General features: G+C 70.5%; 9 protein-coding genes. 1 reads left to right on the forward strand and 8 read right to left on the reverse strand.

Features of this window, described 5'->3' with window-relative positions; genetic code table 11:
* Nucleotides 1–20: 20 nt before the first annotated feature.
* The 6 genes from AQJ91_RS43155 to AQJ91_RS43180 form a co-directional block, all read right to left on the reverse strand.
* Nucleotides 21–2,222 carry a glycosyl hydrolase family 95 catalytic domain-containing protein gene (locus AQJ91_RS43155; RefSeq protein WP_067034007.1) on the reverse strand — a complete coding sequence of 734 codons (2,202 nt, stop codon included), beginning with the start codon at nt 2,220–2,222 and terminating at the stop codon, nt 21–23.
* Complete coding sequence (locus AQJ91_RS43160; RefSeq protein WP_067034009.1) at nt 2,219–4,201, reverse strand: beta-galactosidase; 1,983 nt, start codon at nt 4,199–4,201, stop codon at nt 2,219–2,221. Before AQJ91_RS43160 ends, AQJ91_RS43155 begins: the two co-directional genes overlap by 4 nt.
* Nucleotides 4,201–6,423 (reverse strand): sialidase family protein, encoded by a 2,223-nt coding sequence (locus AQJ91_RS43165; RefSeq protein WP_067034011.1) that lies wholly within the window; start codon nt 6,421–6,423, stop codon nt 4,201–4,203. Before AQJ91_RS43165 ends, AQJ91_RS43160 begins: the two co-directional genes overlap by 1 nt.
* Before the next feature lie 152 nt (nt 6,424–6,575).
* Nucleotides 6,576–7,511, reverse strand: coding sequence for a carbohydrate ABC transporter permease (locus AQJ91_RS43170; protein WP_067034013.1), 936 nt, complete (start codon nt 7,509–7,511; stop codon nt 6,576–6,578).
* A complete protein-coding gene (locus tag AQJ91_RS43175) occupies nt 7,508–8,548 on the reverse strand; it encodes an ABC transporter permease (protein ID WP_067034016.1) in 1,041 nt (346 codons plus the stop codon). Before AQJ91_RS43175 ends, AQJ91_RS43170 begins: the two co-directional genes overlap by 4 nt.
* A gap of 26 nt (nt 8,549–8,574) precedes the next feature.
* Nucleotides 8,575–10,269, reverse strand: a complete 1,695-nt coding sequence (locus AQJ91_RS43180; protein ID WP_067034019.1) for an extracellular solute-binding protein — start codon at nt 10,267–10,269, stop codon at nt 8,575–8,577.
* Nucleotides 10,270–10,639: 370 nt separating this feature from the next.
* Between AQJ91_RS43180 and AQJ91_RS43185 the strand changes: the two genes are divergently transcribed.
* The gene (locus AQJ91_RS43185; protein ID WP_067034022.1) at nt 10,640–13,495 is read left to right on the forward strand and encodes a glycoside hydrolase family 3 C-terminal domain-containing protein; all 2,856 of its coding nucleotides are present in this window, start codon (nt 10,640–10,642) and stop codon (nt 13,493–13,495) included.
* Nucleotides 13,496–13,592: 97 nt separating this feature from the next.
* On the opposite strand, the gene AQJ91_RS43190 is transcribed toward AQJ91_RS43185, so the two are convergent.
* Nucleotides 13,593–15,038: an aldehyde dehydrogenase family protein gene (locus AQJ91_RS43190; protein ID WP_067034024.1), complete on the reverse strand. Its 1,446-nt coding sequence runs from the start codon at nt 15,036–15,038 to the stop codon at nt 13,593–13,595.
* 247 nt (nt 15,039–15,285) lie between these two features.
* A complete protein-coding gene (locus tag AQJ91_RS43195) occupies nt 15,286–16,959 on the reverse strand; it encodes a PucR family transcriptional regulator (protein WP_067034027.1) in 1,674 nt (557 codons plus the stop codon).
* Nucleotides 16,960–16,963: the final 4 nt, after the last annotated feature.

A 16,963-nucleotide genomic window follows, 5' to 3' on the forward strand; every position in this document is an offset into this window, starting at 1 on the left:
GGGGGGAATTGCGGGGGGAGTTACCACACCTCCAGACGGAGGACGTGGTCTTCTCCGGCGACCAGGTCGAGCGGCTCGGCGCCGGAGAAAGTCCGGAGTTCGACGCGGTGGGTGCGCGTGGGGCGGATCACCGCGGTCGCTTCGTTCGGGGTCCAGATGAGGTCGATCTCGGCGCCGAACCGGGTGCGGATGCCGAGGAGCCGGCCCTGCGGGTACGCCGCCGGGAGCGCGGGCAGCAGGACCAGCCGGTCGGGCGTGGACTGGACGAGCATCTCGATCAGCACGGCCGGGAGCGTGTGCGCCGCGTCCGCGTTGTAGACATGCCGGTTGGGGTAGTGGCCGCTCATCAGCGAGTCGTGGAAGAAGTCGCCGTCCAGGACCTGGCCGAGGGCTTGGGCGACCCGCTCCCCGTCCCGCAGCCGGGCCGCGATCAGGGCGTGGTGCAGGTGGCCGTGCGCGGAGTCGTTCTCGGCGCCGCGGAGTTCGAGGGCGCGGTGGGCGGCCGTGGCGAGGTCGGGGGTGTCGTAGGGGTTGATCTCGTCGAGCGGCCAGACGCCGTAGAGGTGGCTGAGGTGGCGGTGGTCGTAGGTGTCCTCCAGGCCCGGCCAGGCCCATTCGGCGAGGGCGCCGTCGGTGTTGGTCCGGTGCGGCGGGAGTCGGTCGGCGAGGGCCCGCCAGTCGTCCGCCCGGTCGGGGTGGTAGTCCGCGGCCGTGCGCAGCGCGTGCCGGGCGGCGGAGAGGTCCATGGCCGCGTTCACAGTGATCCAGCTCGCGTTGGCGGGCCGGTTCTCCGGGGAGTAGGAGGGGACGATCACCAGGTCGCCGTCGGCGTCGGTGCGGGTGAGGAAGTCCTCGTAGAAGTAGGCCACTTCGGCGAGCGCGGCGGCCAGGCGCGGGTCGCGTTCACCGCGGGTCTCGTCGTGGTCGACGAGGGGCTTGAGGAGCCAGTCGGCGCCCGCGGTCCACACGTGCAGCGGATACTCGCGGCTGAAGTGGTAGATGTGCCCGGACTCGCCGTCGGTGTGCGCGGGGGCGACGACTCCACGGGTACCGAAGACGGCGCGGGCGTTGTCGCGCCAGTGCGGCAGCTGGCCGTGGATCAGGGTGGCGTGGGCGTCCGTCACCTCGGGGAGCGCGGCCGCCGCGGCCGCCGCGGTCTGGAGGTTGACGTTGGCGTCGGTGGTGAACGCGCCCGACCAGGCGGTGTCCCAGTCGCCGGTCCACAGGCCGGTCAGGCGGGGCGGCAGCATTCCGGCGGCGGAGAGCAGGTGGTAGCGGCCGGCGGCGAAGAGGCGTTCAAGGAGGGCGGGGCTGTGCGGGCTCTTGAGCAACTCGGACCCCGAGAGGGCCCGTTCGGCATCGTCGGCGTCCAGGTCGAGGCCGACGCGGAGGTAGGCGGGGCGGTGCGGGTCGAGGTGGCGGGCGAGGAGACGGGCGTACGGGTCCCTGCCGCCGTCGGGCAGCAGGGCGCGCAGCTCACGGGCCTCGGCGAGGGCGTCCAGCTCGCCGGTGTGCCGCCGTACCCGGGTGAGGAGGAGCAGCGAGCGGGCGCCCTCGACCCGGGCGCCGGGCAGCGAGGTGTACGTACGGCCGCCGGAGACGACGGCGAGGGTGACGCCCGTGTAGGCCAGGTCGCTGCCGGGATAGCGGACCCGCAGGGTGAGCGCGGCGCCCTCGGGGGTGAGGACGGCACTGTGTCCGACCGCCAGGTCGCGGGGGGCGTTGGGAAGTTGGTGGTCCAGGGTGAGGTCGGTGGTGAGGCCGGGCTCGGTGACGTACTGGACGATCACGTCGTCGGCGCGGGAGACGAACACCTCGCTGCGCCAGGCTCCGCACCGGGCGCTCACCACGCCGGTGGTGAAGTCGACCTCGCGGCGGTAGTCGTCGCGCCCCTCGGCGGCCGGACGGCGCAACCGCACCTGGAAGGCGGGGTGGAAGGGCTGCACCCACTGCAGCTCCCGCCCGTCGGTGAACCCCTCCCCCGCCGTGACGTCTCCGGCGAGCAACCGGTCCTGGAGCAGCGGGAGTTCGGCGGCGAGGGCGGGGGGACGGGCGCGTTCGCCGCCGTTGGGGCGGACCAGGGTGTGGTGGTTGACGATGACGCGGTCGCCGTTCGGATCACCGAACACCATGATGCCGTGGCGGCCGTTGCCGCTCAGGAAGGCGTCCTCCCAGCGGGTGGCGGGGCTGGGCTCCCAGGTGCCCTGGACGGGGCCGGTCATGAGAGGGCCTCCAGGACGGCCACGCCGTACCGGCCCAGCTCCACGCCGCCGTCGGTGACATCCGTGCCGGTCAGCAGGTCGCGGTGGCGGCCGGGCACCGGGACGGTGACGCCGTCGCGGCTGTGGTTGAGCAGGAACAGCAGCCCGCCCCGGCGTACCGCCTCCACGTCGGCCGGAAGACCGTCGAGGACCGGCCGCACCCCCACCTCCGCGGCGATGTCGGCGAGCAGGGTGCGCAGGGCGTGCGGCTCGGGAAGGGTGGACAGATACCAGGCGCGCCCCTTGTGCAGCACGGCCGGGAGTCCGTCCAGCTCGCCGCCCTTGTACGGCATGACGGAGTCGACGCCGTCCATCGCCTCGATCTCCTCGGACCACAGGGTGCCGTGGAAGCCCTCGACGTCGACCTTCTCGCCGGCGTCCAGCGGCCACCACTCGTGCAGGGTGCGGATGCCGAACAGCTCACGGAGCCGGGCGTCCATGCCGCCCGCTCGCACCCGGTCGTCCTCGTCGGCGACGCCGGTCTGGAAACCGGCGACGAGGGTGCCGCCGTTCTCGGCGTAGGCGACGAGGTTGTCGATCGCCGCGTCCGTCATCAGGTACAGCTGTGGCACGACGACCAGCTTGTACGCGGACAGGTCGTGCTCGGGGTGGGCGAAGTCGGCGGTGGTGTGCGCCTCCCACAGGGCGCGGTGCCAGGCGCGGACGACCTGCTGGTGGTCGACCTCGTGGGAGAGCCGCCCGTCCTGCTCGACGGCCCACCAGGAGTGCCAGTCGAGGAGTACGGCGACCTCGGCGGCCTCGACCCGAGTGTCCGTCACCTTCTCGCCGAGCAGGGCGAGTTCGGCGCCGATCCGCTTGGCCTCCTGGAAGGTACGACCGTGCTCCCCGGCATGACTGACCATCCCGGAGTGGAACTTCTCCGAGCCCTGCCGGGACTGCCGCCACTGGAAGTAGCAGACGGCGTCGGCACCGCGCGCCACGGCCTGGAGGGACCACAGACGGTTCAGCCCGGCCGGCTTGGGATGGTTGACCCCACGCCAGTTGACGGGCCCGGCCGCCTGCTCCATGACCATCCACGGGCCACCACGGGCCTGCGACCGCGTCATGTCATGGATCATCGCGCCGTACTGCCCCCCGAAGGGATCGCGCGGATCCGGATAGACGTCGACGGAGACGACGTCCTCCTGCTCGGCCCACGCCCAGGCGTCCTGGCCCCGCCAGAACGGCATGAAGTTGGTCGTCACCGGAATGTGCGGGGTGTGCCGGGCGACGATGTCGCGCTCGGCGAGGTAGCACTCCAGCAGCGCGTCGGACGTGAACCGTCTGAAGTCCAGCACCTGCGCGGGGTTCTTCATGTAGTGCGCGCGGCGCGGCGGCAGGACTTCGTACCAGTCGCCGTAGCCCTGACTCCAGAAGGCGGTCCCCCATGCCTCGTTGAGGGCATCCAGCGAGGCGTACCTGTCCTGGAGCCAGCGGCGGAAGGCGGCCTCGGCCTCGTCGCCCCAGTCGTAGGTGCAGTACTCGTTGTTGATGTGCCACATCAGCAGGGCGGGGTGGCCGCCGTAGCGGGCGGCCAGGTCCTCGGTGATGGCGGCGGCGTAGCGCCGGTAGGTGGCGCTGGAGTGCGAGAAGTGTTGCCGGGAGCCCCACCACTCGGTCCGGCCGTCCTCGTCACGCGGCAGCGTCTCGGGATGCAGCCGCCCCATCCACGGCGGCGGCGAGGAAGTGGGCGTGGCGAGGACGACACCGATGCCGTTGGCGTGCATCAGGTCCATCAGCCGGTCCAGCCAGCCGAACTCCCGTGCCCCCGGGCGAGGTTCGAGCCTCGCCCAGGAGAACACGCCGAGGGTGACGGAGGTGACCCCGGCGTCCTTCATCAGCCGGACGTCCTCGAGCCAGGTCTCCTCCGGCCACTGCTCGGGGTTGTAGTCGCCCCCGAAGAGGAGGCGACCACGGGTGGCATCGGTCAGGCTCGGCATCAGACGGGCTCTCCGTACTGGACGCCGCGCCCGTTGGTGGCCAGGTACACCCGCCCGTGGATCCGCGGGTCGCCGGTGATCATCTCGCCGGTCCAGCCCCACTGGTGCTGGTCGTCGTTGATCCGCACCCAGGTCTTCGCGCCGTCGTCGGAGCGGTAGACGGCGGTGATGGTCTCGGTGGCGCCGACCTGGTAGATCGCCGGGTAGTCGGCACCGTCGGCGGCCTTGCCGAAGCCGAGGGTGTAGGAGGCCCAGCAGCTCTCGACCCTGGCGAAGCTCGCACCGCCGTCGGTGGACCGGTAAAGCCCGTTCCACTTCACGCTCAGCCACAGGTCACCGGATCTGCCGGGCGCCGCGACCAGTTTGAACTGGCTGTCACCGGAGGGCAGGCCGGTGGCTCGCGCGGCGAAGGTGAGCCCGCTGTCCGTGCTGGCGAGCAGCGTCCCCGTGTCGGTGTCGTACGCGTAGAAGAGCGTCGGGTCGGCCGGGTCGGCGACCGGAGTGGCGCCCTTCGGGAAGGAGGAGACCTCGGCCCAGGTGGCGCCGTTGTCGGCCGAGCGGTGGGCCGGGTACTTGGTGCCGTCCCAGTGCACGAACGTCCACAGCAGCACACTGCCGTCGGCGTTGGTGGCGATCGGCCCCGGTGCGTCCTTGGCGATGGCAGGCTGGGCCGCGAAGGGCGCCCAGGTCTGCCCGCCGTCGTTGGAGTGGGCGCCGTTGCCGTTGTCACCCCAGCCGGCACGGACGACGTACGCCGGCTTCTTCGCGGCCTGGGCGAGTCCCGTCGACGACCCGAAGACGGGGTTGGAGGCCATGCCACGCGAGGGAGAGGCGGTGAGCGACTCGTGGTACATCACGCCGATGTCCCCGTTACCGCTGATCAGGTGCGCCTCTCCGACGGGGGGCGAAAGCAGCTGGCGCGCGGACGCCTCCTCGATGCCGCGGATCTGCGGGGCCCAGTTCTTCAGGTCCCGGGTGCCGTAGAGGGTGGCGCCGGTGCCGTAGAGGATGTGCCGGGAGTCGTACGGGTCGAGGGCGAGCGCCTGGATCCACCAGCCGAACTTGGGCTTGTCGGCACCCCACTTGAGGTAAGGGGTCTCGGACACGTCGAACACGGCGGTGTCCTTGAGGGACGTCCAGGTGCGACCACCGTCGGTGGTCCGGAAGAGCGTGTCGACGTCCGCCCACCGGTTGTTGGTGGAGACGACGACGGTACCGGCCCGCCGAGCGTCCACGGCGACGCCGCCGTACCCGAAGTCGTCGGCGGACCCGTCGGCCGTGGTGCCGCCCGGCTTCACCGGCGTGACGTCCTTCCAGACGCCGGTCGCGGTGCACAGCTTGCGCACGGCGCCGTCGGACTGCCCGTTGGGGCCGGGGGCGTTGGCGTAGGTGATGTACAGGTCGCGCGTGAAGCGGTCGTACGCGGCGCGGATCGGGACCTTGACGGCGGTGCCGGCGGGCTGGCCGGGTACGGCCTCCCAGGTGATCCCGTCAGAGGTGCGGTACAGATTCTTCGTACCGGAGGTGCCGTCGCCGTCGCCCCAGCCGGCGTAGAGGACGCGGCCTGCGGCGACGAGGAAGGTGACGCCCTGCCCGGTGGCGCTCGCGGCACCCGGGAAGTCGGTCGCGGCGGCCCAAGTGGCGCCCCGGTCCGTGGACTTGAGCAGCCCGTCGTGCCGCGTGCCGAGCCACAGGACATCGCTGTTACGCGGGTCGACGAGCAGCCGCTCCCCCGCACCGCGCCCGTCCTCGTTGGCACCGAGCTTCACGGTGAGGTCGGAGCGGGCCCAGGTGGCACCCCGGTCGTCCGAACGCAGCACGGCACCGTTGCCGGCCCAGGACTGGGCGTAGGTGCCGAGGGCGAGGTAGAGGCGGTCGGGGTTCGCGGGGTCGACGGCCATGGCCTCGACACCGAGAAGGTTCCAGTCGTCCCAGCCAAGGTGGTCGGTCAGCGGGACCCAGGTGGCGGCTCGGTCGTCCCAGCGGTAGGCACCGCCGATGTCGGTACGGGCGTAGGCGAGGCCGCGCACGGAGGGGTGGAAGAGGACGCCGGTGACGAATCCGGTGCCGCCCATGACGGCGTTGCGCCAGCGGTAGGTGGGGGTGGTGGCGGTGGGCTCGGCGGCATGCGCACGCCCGGGGAGGAACGGGACGGTGGTGAGCGCGGCGGCGGCCGCGGTCCCGGCAAGAACGGCACGTCGGCTAAGGCGGGACGCGTTCATGACACATACCTCGTTCCAGGAAGGGAGGGTGAGGAGAGATACCTAAGGGGCGCGGGGCTGCATCGATATGCGGCTCCGCCGCGGGGCGCGACCAGCCACGACACACCTGCAGCCGCCGAACTACAGAGAGCCCCCCGCTGGAAAGGCGCAGGTCAACCCTTAACCGCACCCGTGAGCATGCCCTTCTTGAAGTGCCGCTGGACAAAGGGCGAGAGGACAGCCACCGGCAGCAGAGCCATCACCATGACCGCCATCTGCACGGCCAGCCCCGACAGCTGGCCGGTCTTGATGGCCTGGCCCAGCCCGACCGGAGCCTCCTGCTTCTGCACAAGCTGGATCATGACGTTCTGCAGCGGCATCATGTCCTGGTCGTTGAGGTACAGGGACGCGTTGAACCAGGCGCTCCAGTACCCGACGGCGTAGAACAGCGTGATCACCGCGATCACCGCACGGGACAGCGGCATGATGATCTGCCACAGGATCCGGAAGTCACCGGCGCCGTCGATGCGCGCGCTGTCGACGAGTTCCTGCGATATCCCCGTGAAGAACCCACGCAGGACAAGTATGTTGAAGACACTCACCGCACTCGGCAGGATCAGCGCGAGATAGCTGTCCGTCAGGCCGAGGGTCTGCACCAGCAGATAGGTCGGGATGAGGCCGGCGCTGAAGAACATGGTCGCCAGCAGGATCATCAGGATCCAGCGGTGAGCGAGCGATCCTGGGCGGGACAGCCCATACGCGCACAGCACGGACACGGTCATGGAGAACGCCGTGCCGATCAGGGTGACGAGGATGCTGACGATCGCGGCGCGGGTGACCTGGCCGCCGCTGAGCAGCTCCTTGTAGGCGATGAAGGTGATGCCCTTGGGCACCATCACCAGGCCGCCGACCTCGTCGATGGTCTTGCGTGAGGAGAGGCTGGTGACGACGACGATCCACAGCGGGAAGAGGATCGCCAAGCAGGCCAGCGTCAGGGCGAGCCCCTTGCCCGCGAGGCCGGCCTTGGAGGGCTCCTCCTCCCAGGTGGGCCGGGGCGGGGCCTGCCACCAGCGGGGTTCCCGAACCGGCTTGTCGATGACGGCGGTCACTTCTTGTACACCCCCTGCTCGCCCATGAGATGGGCCACCTTGTTCGCGGCGAGGACCAGGCCGAGGCTGATGACGCCCTTGACCAGGCCGGCGGCGGCCGCGTAGCTGAAGTCCTGGTTGCGCACGCCGTTCCACCACACGAAGGTGTCGAGGACTTCACCGGCGCCCGGTCCGACGGCATCGCGTTGCAGCAGGATCTGCTCGAAACCCACAGTCAGCGCGTCACCGACCCGCAGCACCAGCAGCAGGGCGATCACCGGCCGCAGCGCGGGCAGCGTGACGTGCCACATGCGGCGCCAGCGCCCCGCGCCGTCCATCGCGGCGGCCTCGTAGAGGTCCGGGCTGACCGAGGCCAGCGCGGCGAGGAAGACGATGATCCCCCAGCCGGCGTCCTTCCACACGCTCTGCGCGGTGATCAGCAGCGGGAAGGTGTCCGGGTTGGTCATGATGTTGATGCCGTCGTACCCGTTCTCCCTCAGCAGTTGGGAGAGGACCCCGGCGCCGCCGAAGAGCTGCTGGAACACGGCGATGACCAGCACCCAGGAGAAGAAGTGCGGCAGGTAGAGCACGGCCTGCGCGACCGCCCGCACCCGGGGCCTGACCACGCTGTTGATGAGGAGCGCGACCAGGATCGGGATCGGGAAGAACAGCACGAGCTGGAGGAAGAACAGGATCAGGGTGTTCTGGACGGCGTTCCAGAAGGCCGAGTCCTCGAAGATCCGCTGGAAGTTCTCCAGGCCCACGAAGGGGCTGTTCAGAATGGAGATGACGCCGTTGTCGCTGATGTAGGGGTCGTATTCCTGAAAGGCGATGACGTTGCCGAGGATCGGTATGTAGTTGAACACCAGGACCAGCAGGACGACCGGCAGCGTCATCAGGAGCAGAACGCGGTCGCGTCTGAACCTGAGCCGCAGGCTGAGCTTGCCCGACGCCTTCTGGTCCCCCGGGCCGGTGGTGCCGCCGGACGCCGCCGGAGTCTGTGTCGGGCTCTTCTTCTTGGCCTCGGCCCTGCTGCGAGGCACCGTGCTGTGGGACACGGCCTTCTCCTTGCCTCAGCCCCGGATCAGTTGGCCGCGCTGCCGTTCTCGTCGAGGATCTTCTTGTACCAGTCCCGCAGCTTGTCGCCGCCCTTGTTCTTCCAGTCGGAGACAGCCTGCTGCATGTCGCTGATCTTCTTGCGACCGCGGATGATGTCGTCCTCGAGCTGCTCGAAGTCGTTGGCGAGGTTGGTGTAGCGGGAGGGCTCGGTGATCTGTAGGCCCCAGAAGGCCGACTTCTTGGTGAAGCCGCCCATGCGCCGCTCCCACTCGACCATGGCCTTGGTGTAGTCCGGCAGGTCGGGGTGGGCGGTGGTGGCGGCGGGGCTTGCCACCATGACGTAGGCGTTGAGGACCTCGTTGTTGCCCTTGTCGTTCTTGACGGGGATGCCGTCCTTGATCGTGTAGTGCGTGCCCTCGACGCCGTAGTTGGTCATCATCCACTCCTTGGTGCCGTACGGCGCCGCGGTGACGTTGGCGACCGCCAGGACGTCGCGGATGACGGACTCGGAGGCCTTCTTGTTGACGAAGGCGAAGATGCCGGCCGGGTTCGCGGCATACAGCGTCGGGTCACCGCCGTCGTGGCCCCAGATGTCCATGCCCCAGACCTTGAAGTCGGGGTTCTGGGTGGCCTGGGAGGCCTGCTGGCCGTACCAGTTGACGATGTTGTTGTTCCAGATCAGGAACTCGCCGGCGGCGAACTTGGGGGCGGGGTCGGTGGCCTGGCTCTTGCCCAGCTCGAAGTCGGGGTGGACGACTCCGGCGGCGAACAGCTTGCGCGTCCACTCGATGGCTTCCAGGTACTCCTGGGTCTCGATGCGGTTGATCAGCTTGCCGTCGACGAGGTTCCACCAGAGCGGCTTCTCCCCGCCCCCGAGCACGCTGAACGTGTTGAACGCGGTCCACTTCATGTCACCGCAGGCCCACCGCTTGGCCCTGGCGTTGGTGATGTCCTTGCACAGGGCCATGAACTCGTCGGCGGACTGCGGGACTTCGTAGCCCTCCTTGTCGAAGATGTCCTGGCGGTAGAGGGGCGCGATGGTCGGGACGGACGGGGCGGGCATCGGCAGCCCCATCAGCTTGCCGCCGAAGATGGAGCGCTGCCAGGCGTCGCTGGGGATCGCCGCGAGGTTCGGGTACTCCTTGACCTTGTCCCCGGACAGGTACGGGCCGAGGTCGGCGAACTTGCTGATGATGGCGCTGGGTATCTTGCCCATCATGTTCCAGCCGGGGACGACCACCACGTCCGGGACGTCGCTGGAGGCGAGGACCGCGCCGAGCTTCTGGTCGTAGGTGTTGCCGTCCTGGTTCCGCCACTGGACGTCGACGCCGATCAGGTCGTTCATCGACGTGTAGTAGGGGTTGTTCTGCTTGGGCGGCGAGCCCCAGAACGGCGACATGATGGTGACCTTGCCGCCCTTGCCGAGCTTCTTCGCGACCGAGGTCTTGAGGGTGTCGACGTCGAGCTTGGCGGTGAAACCCATTGACGACCCGTTCTTGGACGGGATGTCCGGCGTCACCACGTTGCTGGCCACGTAGGCCGGCAGGATCTTCTTCGCGTCCTTGTCCGACGTGGTTCCGTCACGCGAGCCGCTGTCCGAACCGCCGCAGGCGGAGAGCAGCGGCATCCCTCCCGCCACCGCTGCGGTGGCGACCGCCGTGGAGGCGAGGAAACTTCTCCGGCTGGGTCCGGAGGATGCGGAGGCGGCATTCGGCGTCATTGCGTCAACCCTTCATGGCGCACCAGGACACCCGGCGGTGGGCCGTCGGCTGCGGTGTCTTAAGTGGAACTGGCTGAGCTGAAGCGGTCCTCCGACGAATACCGAGGTCTGCGCCCCACAGAGTGGGCGGGCCTCATAGTCGAAGCGCTTCGATGTTGCTGCGAGGTTAAGTGAAGGCAAGGGGGTGCACAAGGGTCGTATCCAAGATTCCTCCGCGGTACGGCCCGACCAGCGCCTCTCCCGCGCTGCTTGAAATACGGTCCGGAGACAGAGTTGTTGCGCCGGGGTGTCTTGACACCCACCCCCGGGTCGAATGAGCATCGAAGCGCTTCGAAAGCACCTCGTCGCTCCATCGCAAGGGGATCCCCACGTGACCGCACAAACGCCGCCTACGCCGCCTTTCCGCGACCCGCACCTGCCGTTCGCGAAGCGCATCGACGACCTGCTGTCGCGGCTCACCCTCGACGAGAAGATCGCGTTCCTGCACCAGTTCGCCCCCGCGGTCGAACGGCTCGGCGTCGCCGCGTTCCGCACCGGCCAGGAGGCGCTGCACGGTGTGGCGTGGATGGGTCCGGCGACGGTCTTCCCGCAGTCGGTCGGTCTCGGCGCGACCTGGAACACCGAGCTCGTACGCCGCGTCGGCGAGGCCGTCTCCAAGGAGACCCGCGCGATGCGCGCCAAGGACGACCGCGTGGGCCTCAACGTCTGGGCCCCCACCGTGAACCTCCTGCGGCACCCGCTGTGGGGCCGTAACGAGGAGGGCTACTCGGAGGACCCGAAGCTCACCTCGGCGATCGCCACCGCGTACACGCACGGCCTGCGCGGCGACCACCCGACATACTGGCGCACCGCGCCCGTCCTCAAGCACTGGCTCGCGCACAACAACGAGACGGACCGGGCCACGACGTCGAGTTCCGTCCGCCCGCGCGTGCTGCACGAGTACGACCTGCGTGCCTTCCGCGAGACGGTCGAGGCGGGCGCGGTGGCCGGCGTCATGCCCGCGTACAACCTGGTCAACGGCCGCCCGAACCACGTCTCGCCGTATCTGCGCGAGCACCTGCGCGCCTGGACCGACGCGGACCTGCTGGTCTGCTCGGACGCGGGCGCGCCCTCCAACCTGGTCGACCACGAGCACTACTACGACACCCACGAGGAGGCCACGGCCGCCTCGCTGCTGGCCGGCGTGGACAGCTTCACCGACCACGGCACGGACGGCTCGCAGATCACCGCCCGGATCCGCGGAGCCCTCGACCGGGGCCTGCTGACCGAGGCGGACATCGACACGGCGGTCCGCCGTCAGCTGTCGGTCCGCTTCCGCCTCGGCGAGTTCGACCCGGAGTACGACCCGCACGCGCTCACCAGGGACTTCGACACCCCGGCCCACCGGGCCCTCGCCCAGGAGGCCGCCGAGCAGTCGGTCGTGCTGCTGAAGAACGACGGCGTGCTGCCGCTCGCCCCGGACACCCGCGTCGCCGTGGTCGGCCTGCTCGCCGACGAGTGCAAGCTCGACTGGTACAGCGGCACGCTCATCCACCGTTCGACGCCGCTGGAGGGCCTGTACGAGCGGTTCGGCGCGGGCCGTGCGGAGTTCGCGGAGGGCGTGGACCGCGTCCTGCTGAAGACCTCCGCCGGTACGTTCCTCCAGGTGCCGGACGTCGAGGACGCCACCGACGAGGTGCGCGGCGCCGAGGGCGCCCTGGACCCGGCGCTGCTCGCGGGCCGGACGGACCTGCCCCCGCTCACCACCGACGCGACCGGCACCGAGTTCGCGCTGGTCGACTGGGGCGAGGGCGTGCTGACCCTGCGCGCCCCCGACGGCCGCTATCTCTCGGTCGCCGAGGACGGCTATGTCCGCGCCTCCGCCGACCAGCCAGGAGGCTGGGTCGTCCAGGAGACATTCCACCTGGAACCCCATGAGAACGGTCACCTCCTCAAGCACGCCGGCACGGGTCGCCACGTCTCTGTCGCCGCCGACGGCGTCAAGGTTGCCGATGCGAATCCGGAAATCTTCGAGCTGATCATCGCCGAGCGGGGTGAAGACGCGGTGGCCAGGGTCGCCGAGCAGGCCGACGTGGTCGTGGTGGTCGCGGGCAACGACCCGCACATCAACGGCCGCGAGACCGAGGACCGTACGACCCTGGCCCTCCCCGCCCACCAGGAGCGCCTGCTGCGCGCGGCCCGCGCGGCCAACCCGAACACGGTGCTCGCGCTGGTTTCGGCGTACCCGTACGCATGCGAGACCGGCTCCCTCCCCGCGATCCTGTGGATGTCCCACGGCGGCCAGGCGGCCGGCACCGCACTGGCCCGGATCCTGGCCGGCGACGTCTCCCCCGCGGGCCGCCTCCCGCAGACCTGGTACGAGGACGACGCCGACCTGCCCGGCCTCCTCGACTACGACGTGATCGGCGGCCGCCAGACGTACCTCTACTTCGAGGGCACCCCACTGTTCCCGTTCGGACACGGCCTGTCCTACGCGGCCTTCTCCTACTCCGACTTGACGACCCGCGCGGACGACGGCGCACTGCACGTCTCCTTCACGGTCACCAACACCGGTGACGTGCGGGCCGACGAGGTCGCCCAGCTCTACACGCGCGCCGTCGAACCGACGGTCCCGCGCCCGCGCCGCGAGTTGCTGACGCACAGCAGGGTGAGCCTGGCGCCGGGCGAGCGGACGGAGCTGCGGTTCGAAGTCCCGCTGTCCGCCTTCGACTTCTGGGACGTGGCGCGAGGCGCCTGGCGCCGCGAGCCGGGCCCGTACGACATCCTGGCGGGCGCCTCCAGCGAGGACATCCGCCTGCGTACGACCGCGCTCCTCGACGGAGAGTCCGCCGCACCGCGCGCCGTCCTCCAACACGGCCTGGACGCGGCCGACTTCGACGAGCAGCGCGGCGTCGAGATCGTCGACCGCACGAAGACGTCGGGCGACGCGGTGACGGCGGCGCAGGGCCGGGCGGGCGAACTGATCTACCGGGACTGCGACTTCGGAGACGGCATCACGGAGCTGACGGCGACCGTGGCGGGCAAGGGCGCGGTCGAGGTGTCGCTGGACGGCGGCCCGGTGCTCGCGATCCTGTCGCCGGAGTCGTCGGACGCGTCGGACTCATCGCACTCCGACCCGTACGACTACACGACGCTCGGCGCCGGAATCCGCGCCGAGGGCGTCCGCGACGTCCACCTGAGACTGCGGGGCCCGCTGCGGCTCGCACACGTCGGCTTCTCCGGTTGAGGGTCCGGAGAAGACCGGCACAGAGAAAGGGCCCGGCACCGGAAGGCATCGGTGCCGGGCCCTTTCGGGAACCTTATCTGAAAATGGTTCCCATTAGCTAGAGGTTGAGCCCGGTGAGGACCATCACCCGCTCGTACGTGTAGTCGTCCATCGCGAACTTCACGCCCTCGCGCCCCACTCCGGACTGCTTGGCACCGCCGTACGGCATCTGGTCGGCGCGGTAGGAGGGCACGTCGCCGATGACGACGCCGCCGACCTCGAGCGCGCGGTGCGCACGGAAGGCGGTCTGCAGATCGCGGGTGAACACACCCGCCTGCAGCCCGTACTTGGAGTCGTTGACTGCGGCGAAGGCGGCGGCCTCCCCGTCGGCCCTCTGCACGGTGAGGACGGGCCCGAAGACCTCCTCGCAGGAGAGGGCGACGTCGGCGGGCACGTCGGTGAGGACGGTGGGCGCGTAGGAGGCGCCGTCGCGCTTGCCGCCGGTGAGCAGAGCGGCCCCGGCCTCGACCGCCTCGTCGACCCACGCCTCGACGCGCTTGGCGGCGTCCTCGCTGACCAACGGCCCGACGTCGGTCTTGTCATCGCCCGGATCGCCGGTGATCTGGGCCTCGACGGCGGCGACGATACGGGGCAGCAGCCGGTCGTACACGGAGGTGTCCGCGATGACCCGCTGGACGGAGATGCAGGACTGCCCGCCCTGGTAGTTGGAGAAGGTGGCGATGCGCCCGGCGGCCCAGTCGAGGTCCTCGTCGCTCGCGAAGTCGGCGAGGACGACGGCCGCGCCGTTGCCCCCCAGCTCCAGGGTGCAGTGCTTGCGCGGCACGGAGTCCATGATCGCGTAGCCGACCTTCTCGGAACCGGTGAAGGAGATGACCGGCAGCCGCGGATCCTGCACGAGGGCCGGCATCCGGTCGTTCGGCACGGGAAGGATGCTCCAGGCCCCGGCCGGCAGCTCGGTCTCGGCGAGGAGCTCACCGATGACGAGCCCCGAGAGCGGGGTGGCCGGGGCGGGCTTCAGGATGATCGGCGCGCCGGCGGCGATGGCCGGGGCGATCTTGTGGGCGCACAGGTTGAGCGGGAAGTTGAAGGGCGCGATGCCGAGGACGACCCCCTTCGGGAAGCGCCGTGTGAAGGCGAGGCGCCCCTGACCGCCGAGGTCGGTGTCGAGCCGCTGGGCCTCACCGCCGTTGAACCGCCGGGCTTCCTCGGCGGCGAACCGAAACACGGAAACGGCGCGCCCGACCTCGCCCCGGGCCCACTTGAGGGGCTTGCCGTTCTCGGCGGAGATGAGCCGGGCGATCTCCTCGGTCCGCTCGACGAGCCGCCGGCTCACGTGGTCGAGGGCGGCGGCCCGTACGTGTGCCGGGGTCGCTGCGAAGTCCTCGCGGACGGCGTACGCGGCGGCCACGGCCTCCTCGGTCTGCGCGTCCGTAGGCACACTGACCTTGCCGACGAGCCGATCGTCCCACGGGGAGGTGACGTCGAAGCTGTCCTCGCCGGTGACCTGGCGGCCGGCGAGCCAGAAGGCATGGGTGGAAGTCATGTGCGAATCCCGGCCCTTCCGCGTTGGGGGTGTTCTTGGGGTCCGGGGTCCACGGTAGGGGTGCGGGGACGGAGGGGCGTTTGTCCGAGTCGTATGAGTGGGGGTGGGGGGTGCGCCGAAGTGGCGGGGTAATGGGGTGATGGGCCCACCTCTCTCCTGACAGTCAACGGGTGGTGGGTAGGCATAGGCCGGGGGTCTGGGGGCGGAGCCCCCAGGGACGCGCACCCCCACACACCCGCACCCGCACTCACTCCGCAGACGTCGCCTTCAACGCCAGCCACAGCTCCATCCGCACATCCGGATCATCCAGCGACCGCCCGAGAATCTCCTCGACCCGCCGCATCCGATACCGCAACGTATGCCGATGCACCCCCAGATCCGCAGCCGCCGCATCCCACTGCCCATGCCGCGACAACCACGCCCGCAACGAGGCCACCAGATCCCCCCGACCCGTCGCATCATGCTCGCGCAACGCCCGCAACAACCCGTCCGCGAACGCCTTCACCGCATCATCAGCCAGCAACGGCACCACAGACCCCGCCGCCAACTGCTCATGCTCCACGAGCACCCGCCCCCGCCGCCGAGCCACCGACAACGCCTGCTCGGCCTGCTTGTAGGCCGCCGCCGCAGCGATCGGCCCGGCCGGCGCGGACAACCCCACGACCAGTTCGTCCTCGTCGGCGCCGACCTCCTGCTCCCCGGCCCGGGCCGCCTCCAGCGCCGCCGCGTACTCCCCGCACGCCCCGACGGCAGCCCCCTCATCCACGGCCAGCACCACCAGCCGCTCCCTCTCCCCGCCCCCTTCGGGCACGACCAGCACAGCTTCCCCCGCCCGAGCGGCCGCCGCCTCGAGAACCTCGGCAAGGGCACCGAGCGGATCGCCGTTCACATCGGACGCGGCGGCCAGCGCGGCAGCCGACGGCTTGCCCACCGGCAGCCCCACCCGCCCGTCGACGGACACCCGCGCGGCCGACGCCGACACCGCCTCGGCGACGATCATCCGGAAGGGCGCGTCGAGCAACTCGCCGTACAGATCCCCGGCCACCGCCCGCGCGTGGTCGGGCTCCCCGGCCAACAGCATCCGCAGGACCGCCACCCCCACCCGCTGCTCGGCCGCCTGCAACGCCCGCGACCGTTCCGTCGTCAGCGTCAGCAGCGCGATCGCCGAGTGGACGGCGTAGCGTTCCGCCGTCCCGAGCGTCGCCGCGGTACCGACCGCGAGCGCCGCCCGGGGCCGCCGTCCCGTGCCCAGCGTGTGCAGTTCGACGCGGTCCTCGTACTCCGGCCCGCCCACCACGGACGACGCCGGCGCCGGCCGCTCCCGCAGCCGCTCCACGTCCGCCGTCAGCCGTGCCGCCCGCCGTCCGGCCCACTCGGGGGCGGTCGCGACGACGGCACCGGACGCGTCGTAGAGCGCCGCCCAGCCGTCCACCTGCGCGGCCAGCGCCCCCAGCAGCCCCTCCGGCCCGTCCGTCAACGCCTGTTTCGTCAGCTCCCGTTGAGCCGCGAAGCCGGCTGTCACCGCCCGGTACTGGTCCGCCGCGATGGCCGCGGAGACCGCCTTGCTGATGGCGAGGAAGGGGGTGCGGCGCGGCACCTCGAGCAGCGGCAGCCCCTCGCGCTCCGCCGCATCGACAAGAGCCTTGGGGATGTCCTCGTAATTGACCCCGACGGCGAAGCCGAGCCCGACGACCCCCGCCCCGACCAGCCGCTTCACATAGCGGCTCATGGCCTGCGGATCCTCCGCGTCCAGCTTGAGCGCGGTGATCAGCAGCAGCTCCCCGCCCTCCATGTACGGCACGGGGTCGGCCAGCTCACTGACATGCGCCCAGCGGACGGGCACGTCCAGCCGGTCCTCACCCGCGCGTACGGTCAGCTTGAGCGTGGAGTGGTGGACGAGCGAGGCGAGCGTCGGGGGCATGAGG

Source organism: Streptomyces dysideae (genome assembly GCF_001514305.1).
GTDB classification, from domain to species: domain Bacteria; phylum Actinomycetota; class Actinomycetes; order Streptomycetales; family Streptomycetaceae; genus Streptomyces; species Streptomyces dysideae.

Coding starts and splice junctions, on each gene's coding strand:
- AQJ91_RS43155 (WP_067034007.1), bottom strand. CDS start 2,222: ATGACCGGCCCCGTCCAGGGCACCTGGGAGCCCAGCCCCGCCACCCGC.
- AQJ91_RS43160 (WP_067034009.1), bottom strand. CDS start 4,201: ATGCCGAGCCTGACCGATGCCACCCGTGGTCGCCTCCTCTTCGGGGGC.
- AQJ91_RS43165 (WP_067034011.1), bottom strand. CDS start 6,423: ATGAACGCGTCCCGCCTTAGCCGACGTGCCGTTCTTGCCGGGACCGCG.
- AQJ91_RS43180 (WP_067034019.1), bottom strand. CDS start 10,269: ATGACGCCGAATGCCGCCTCCGCATCCTCCGGACCCAGCCGGAGAAGT.
- AQJ91_RS43190 (WP_067034024.1), bottom strand. CDS start 15,038: ATGACTTCCACCCATGCCTTCTGGCTCGCCGGCCGCCAGGTCACCGGC.
- AQJ91_RS43195 (WP_067034027.1), bottom strand. CDS start 16,959: ATGCCCCCGACGCTCGCCTCGCTCGTCCACCACTCCACGCTCAAGCTG.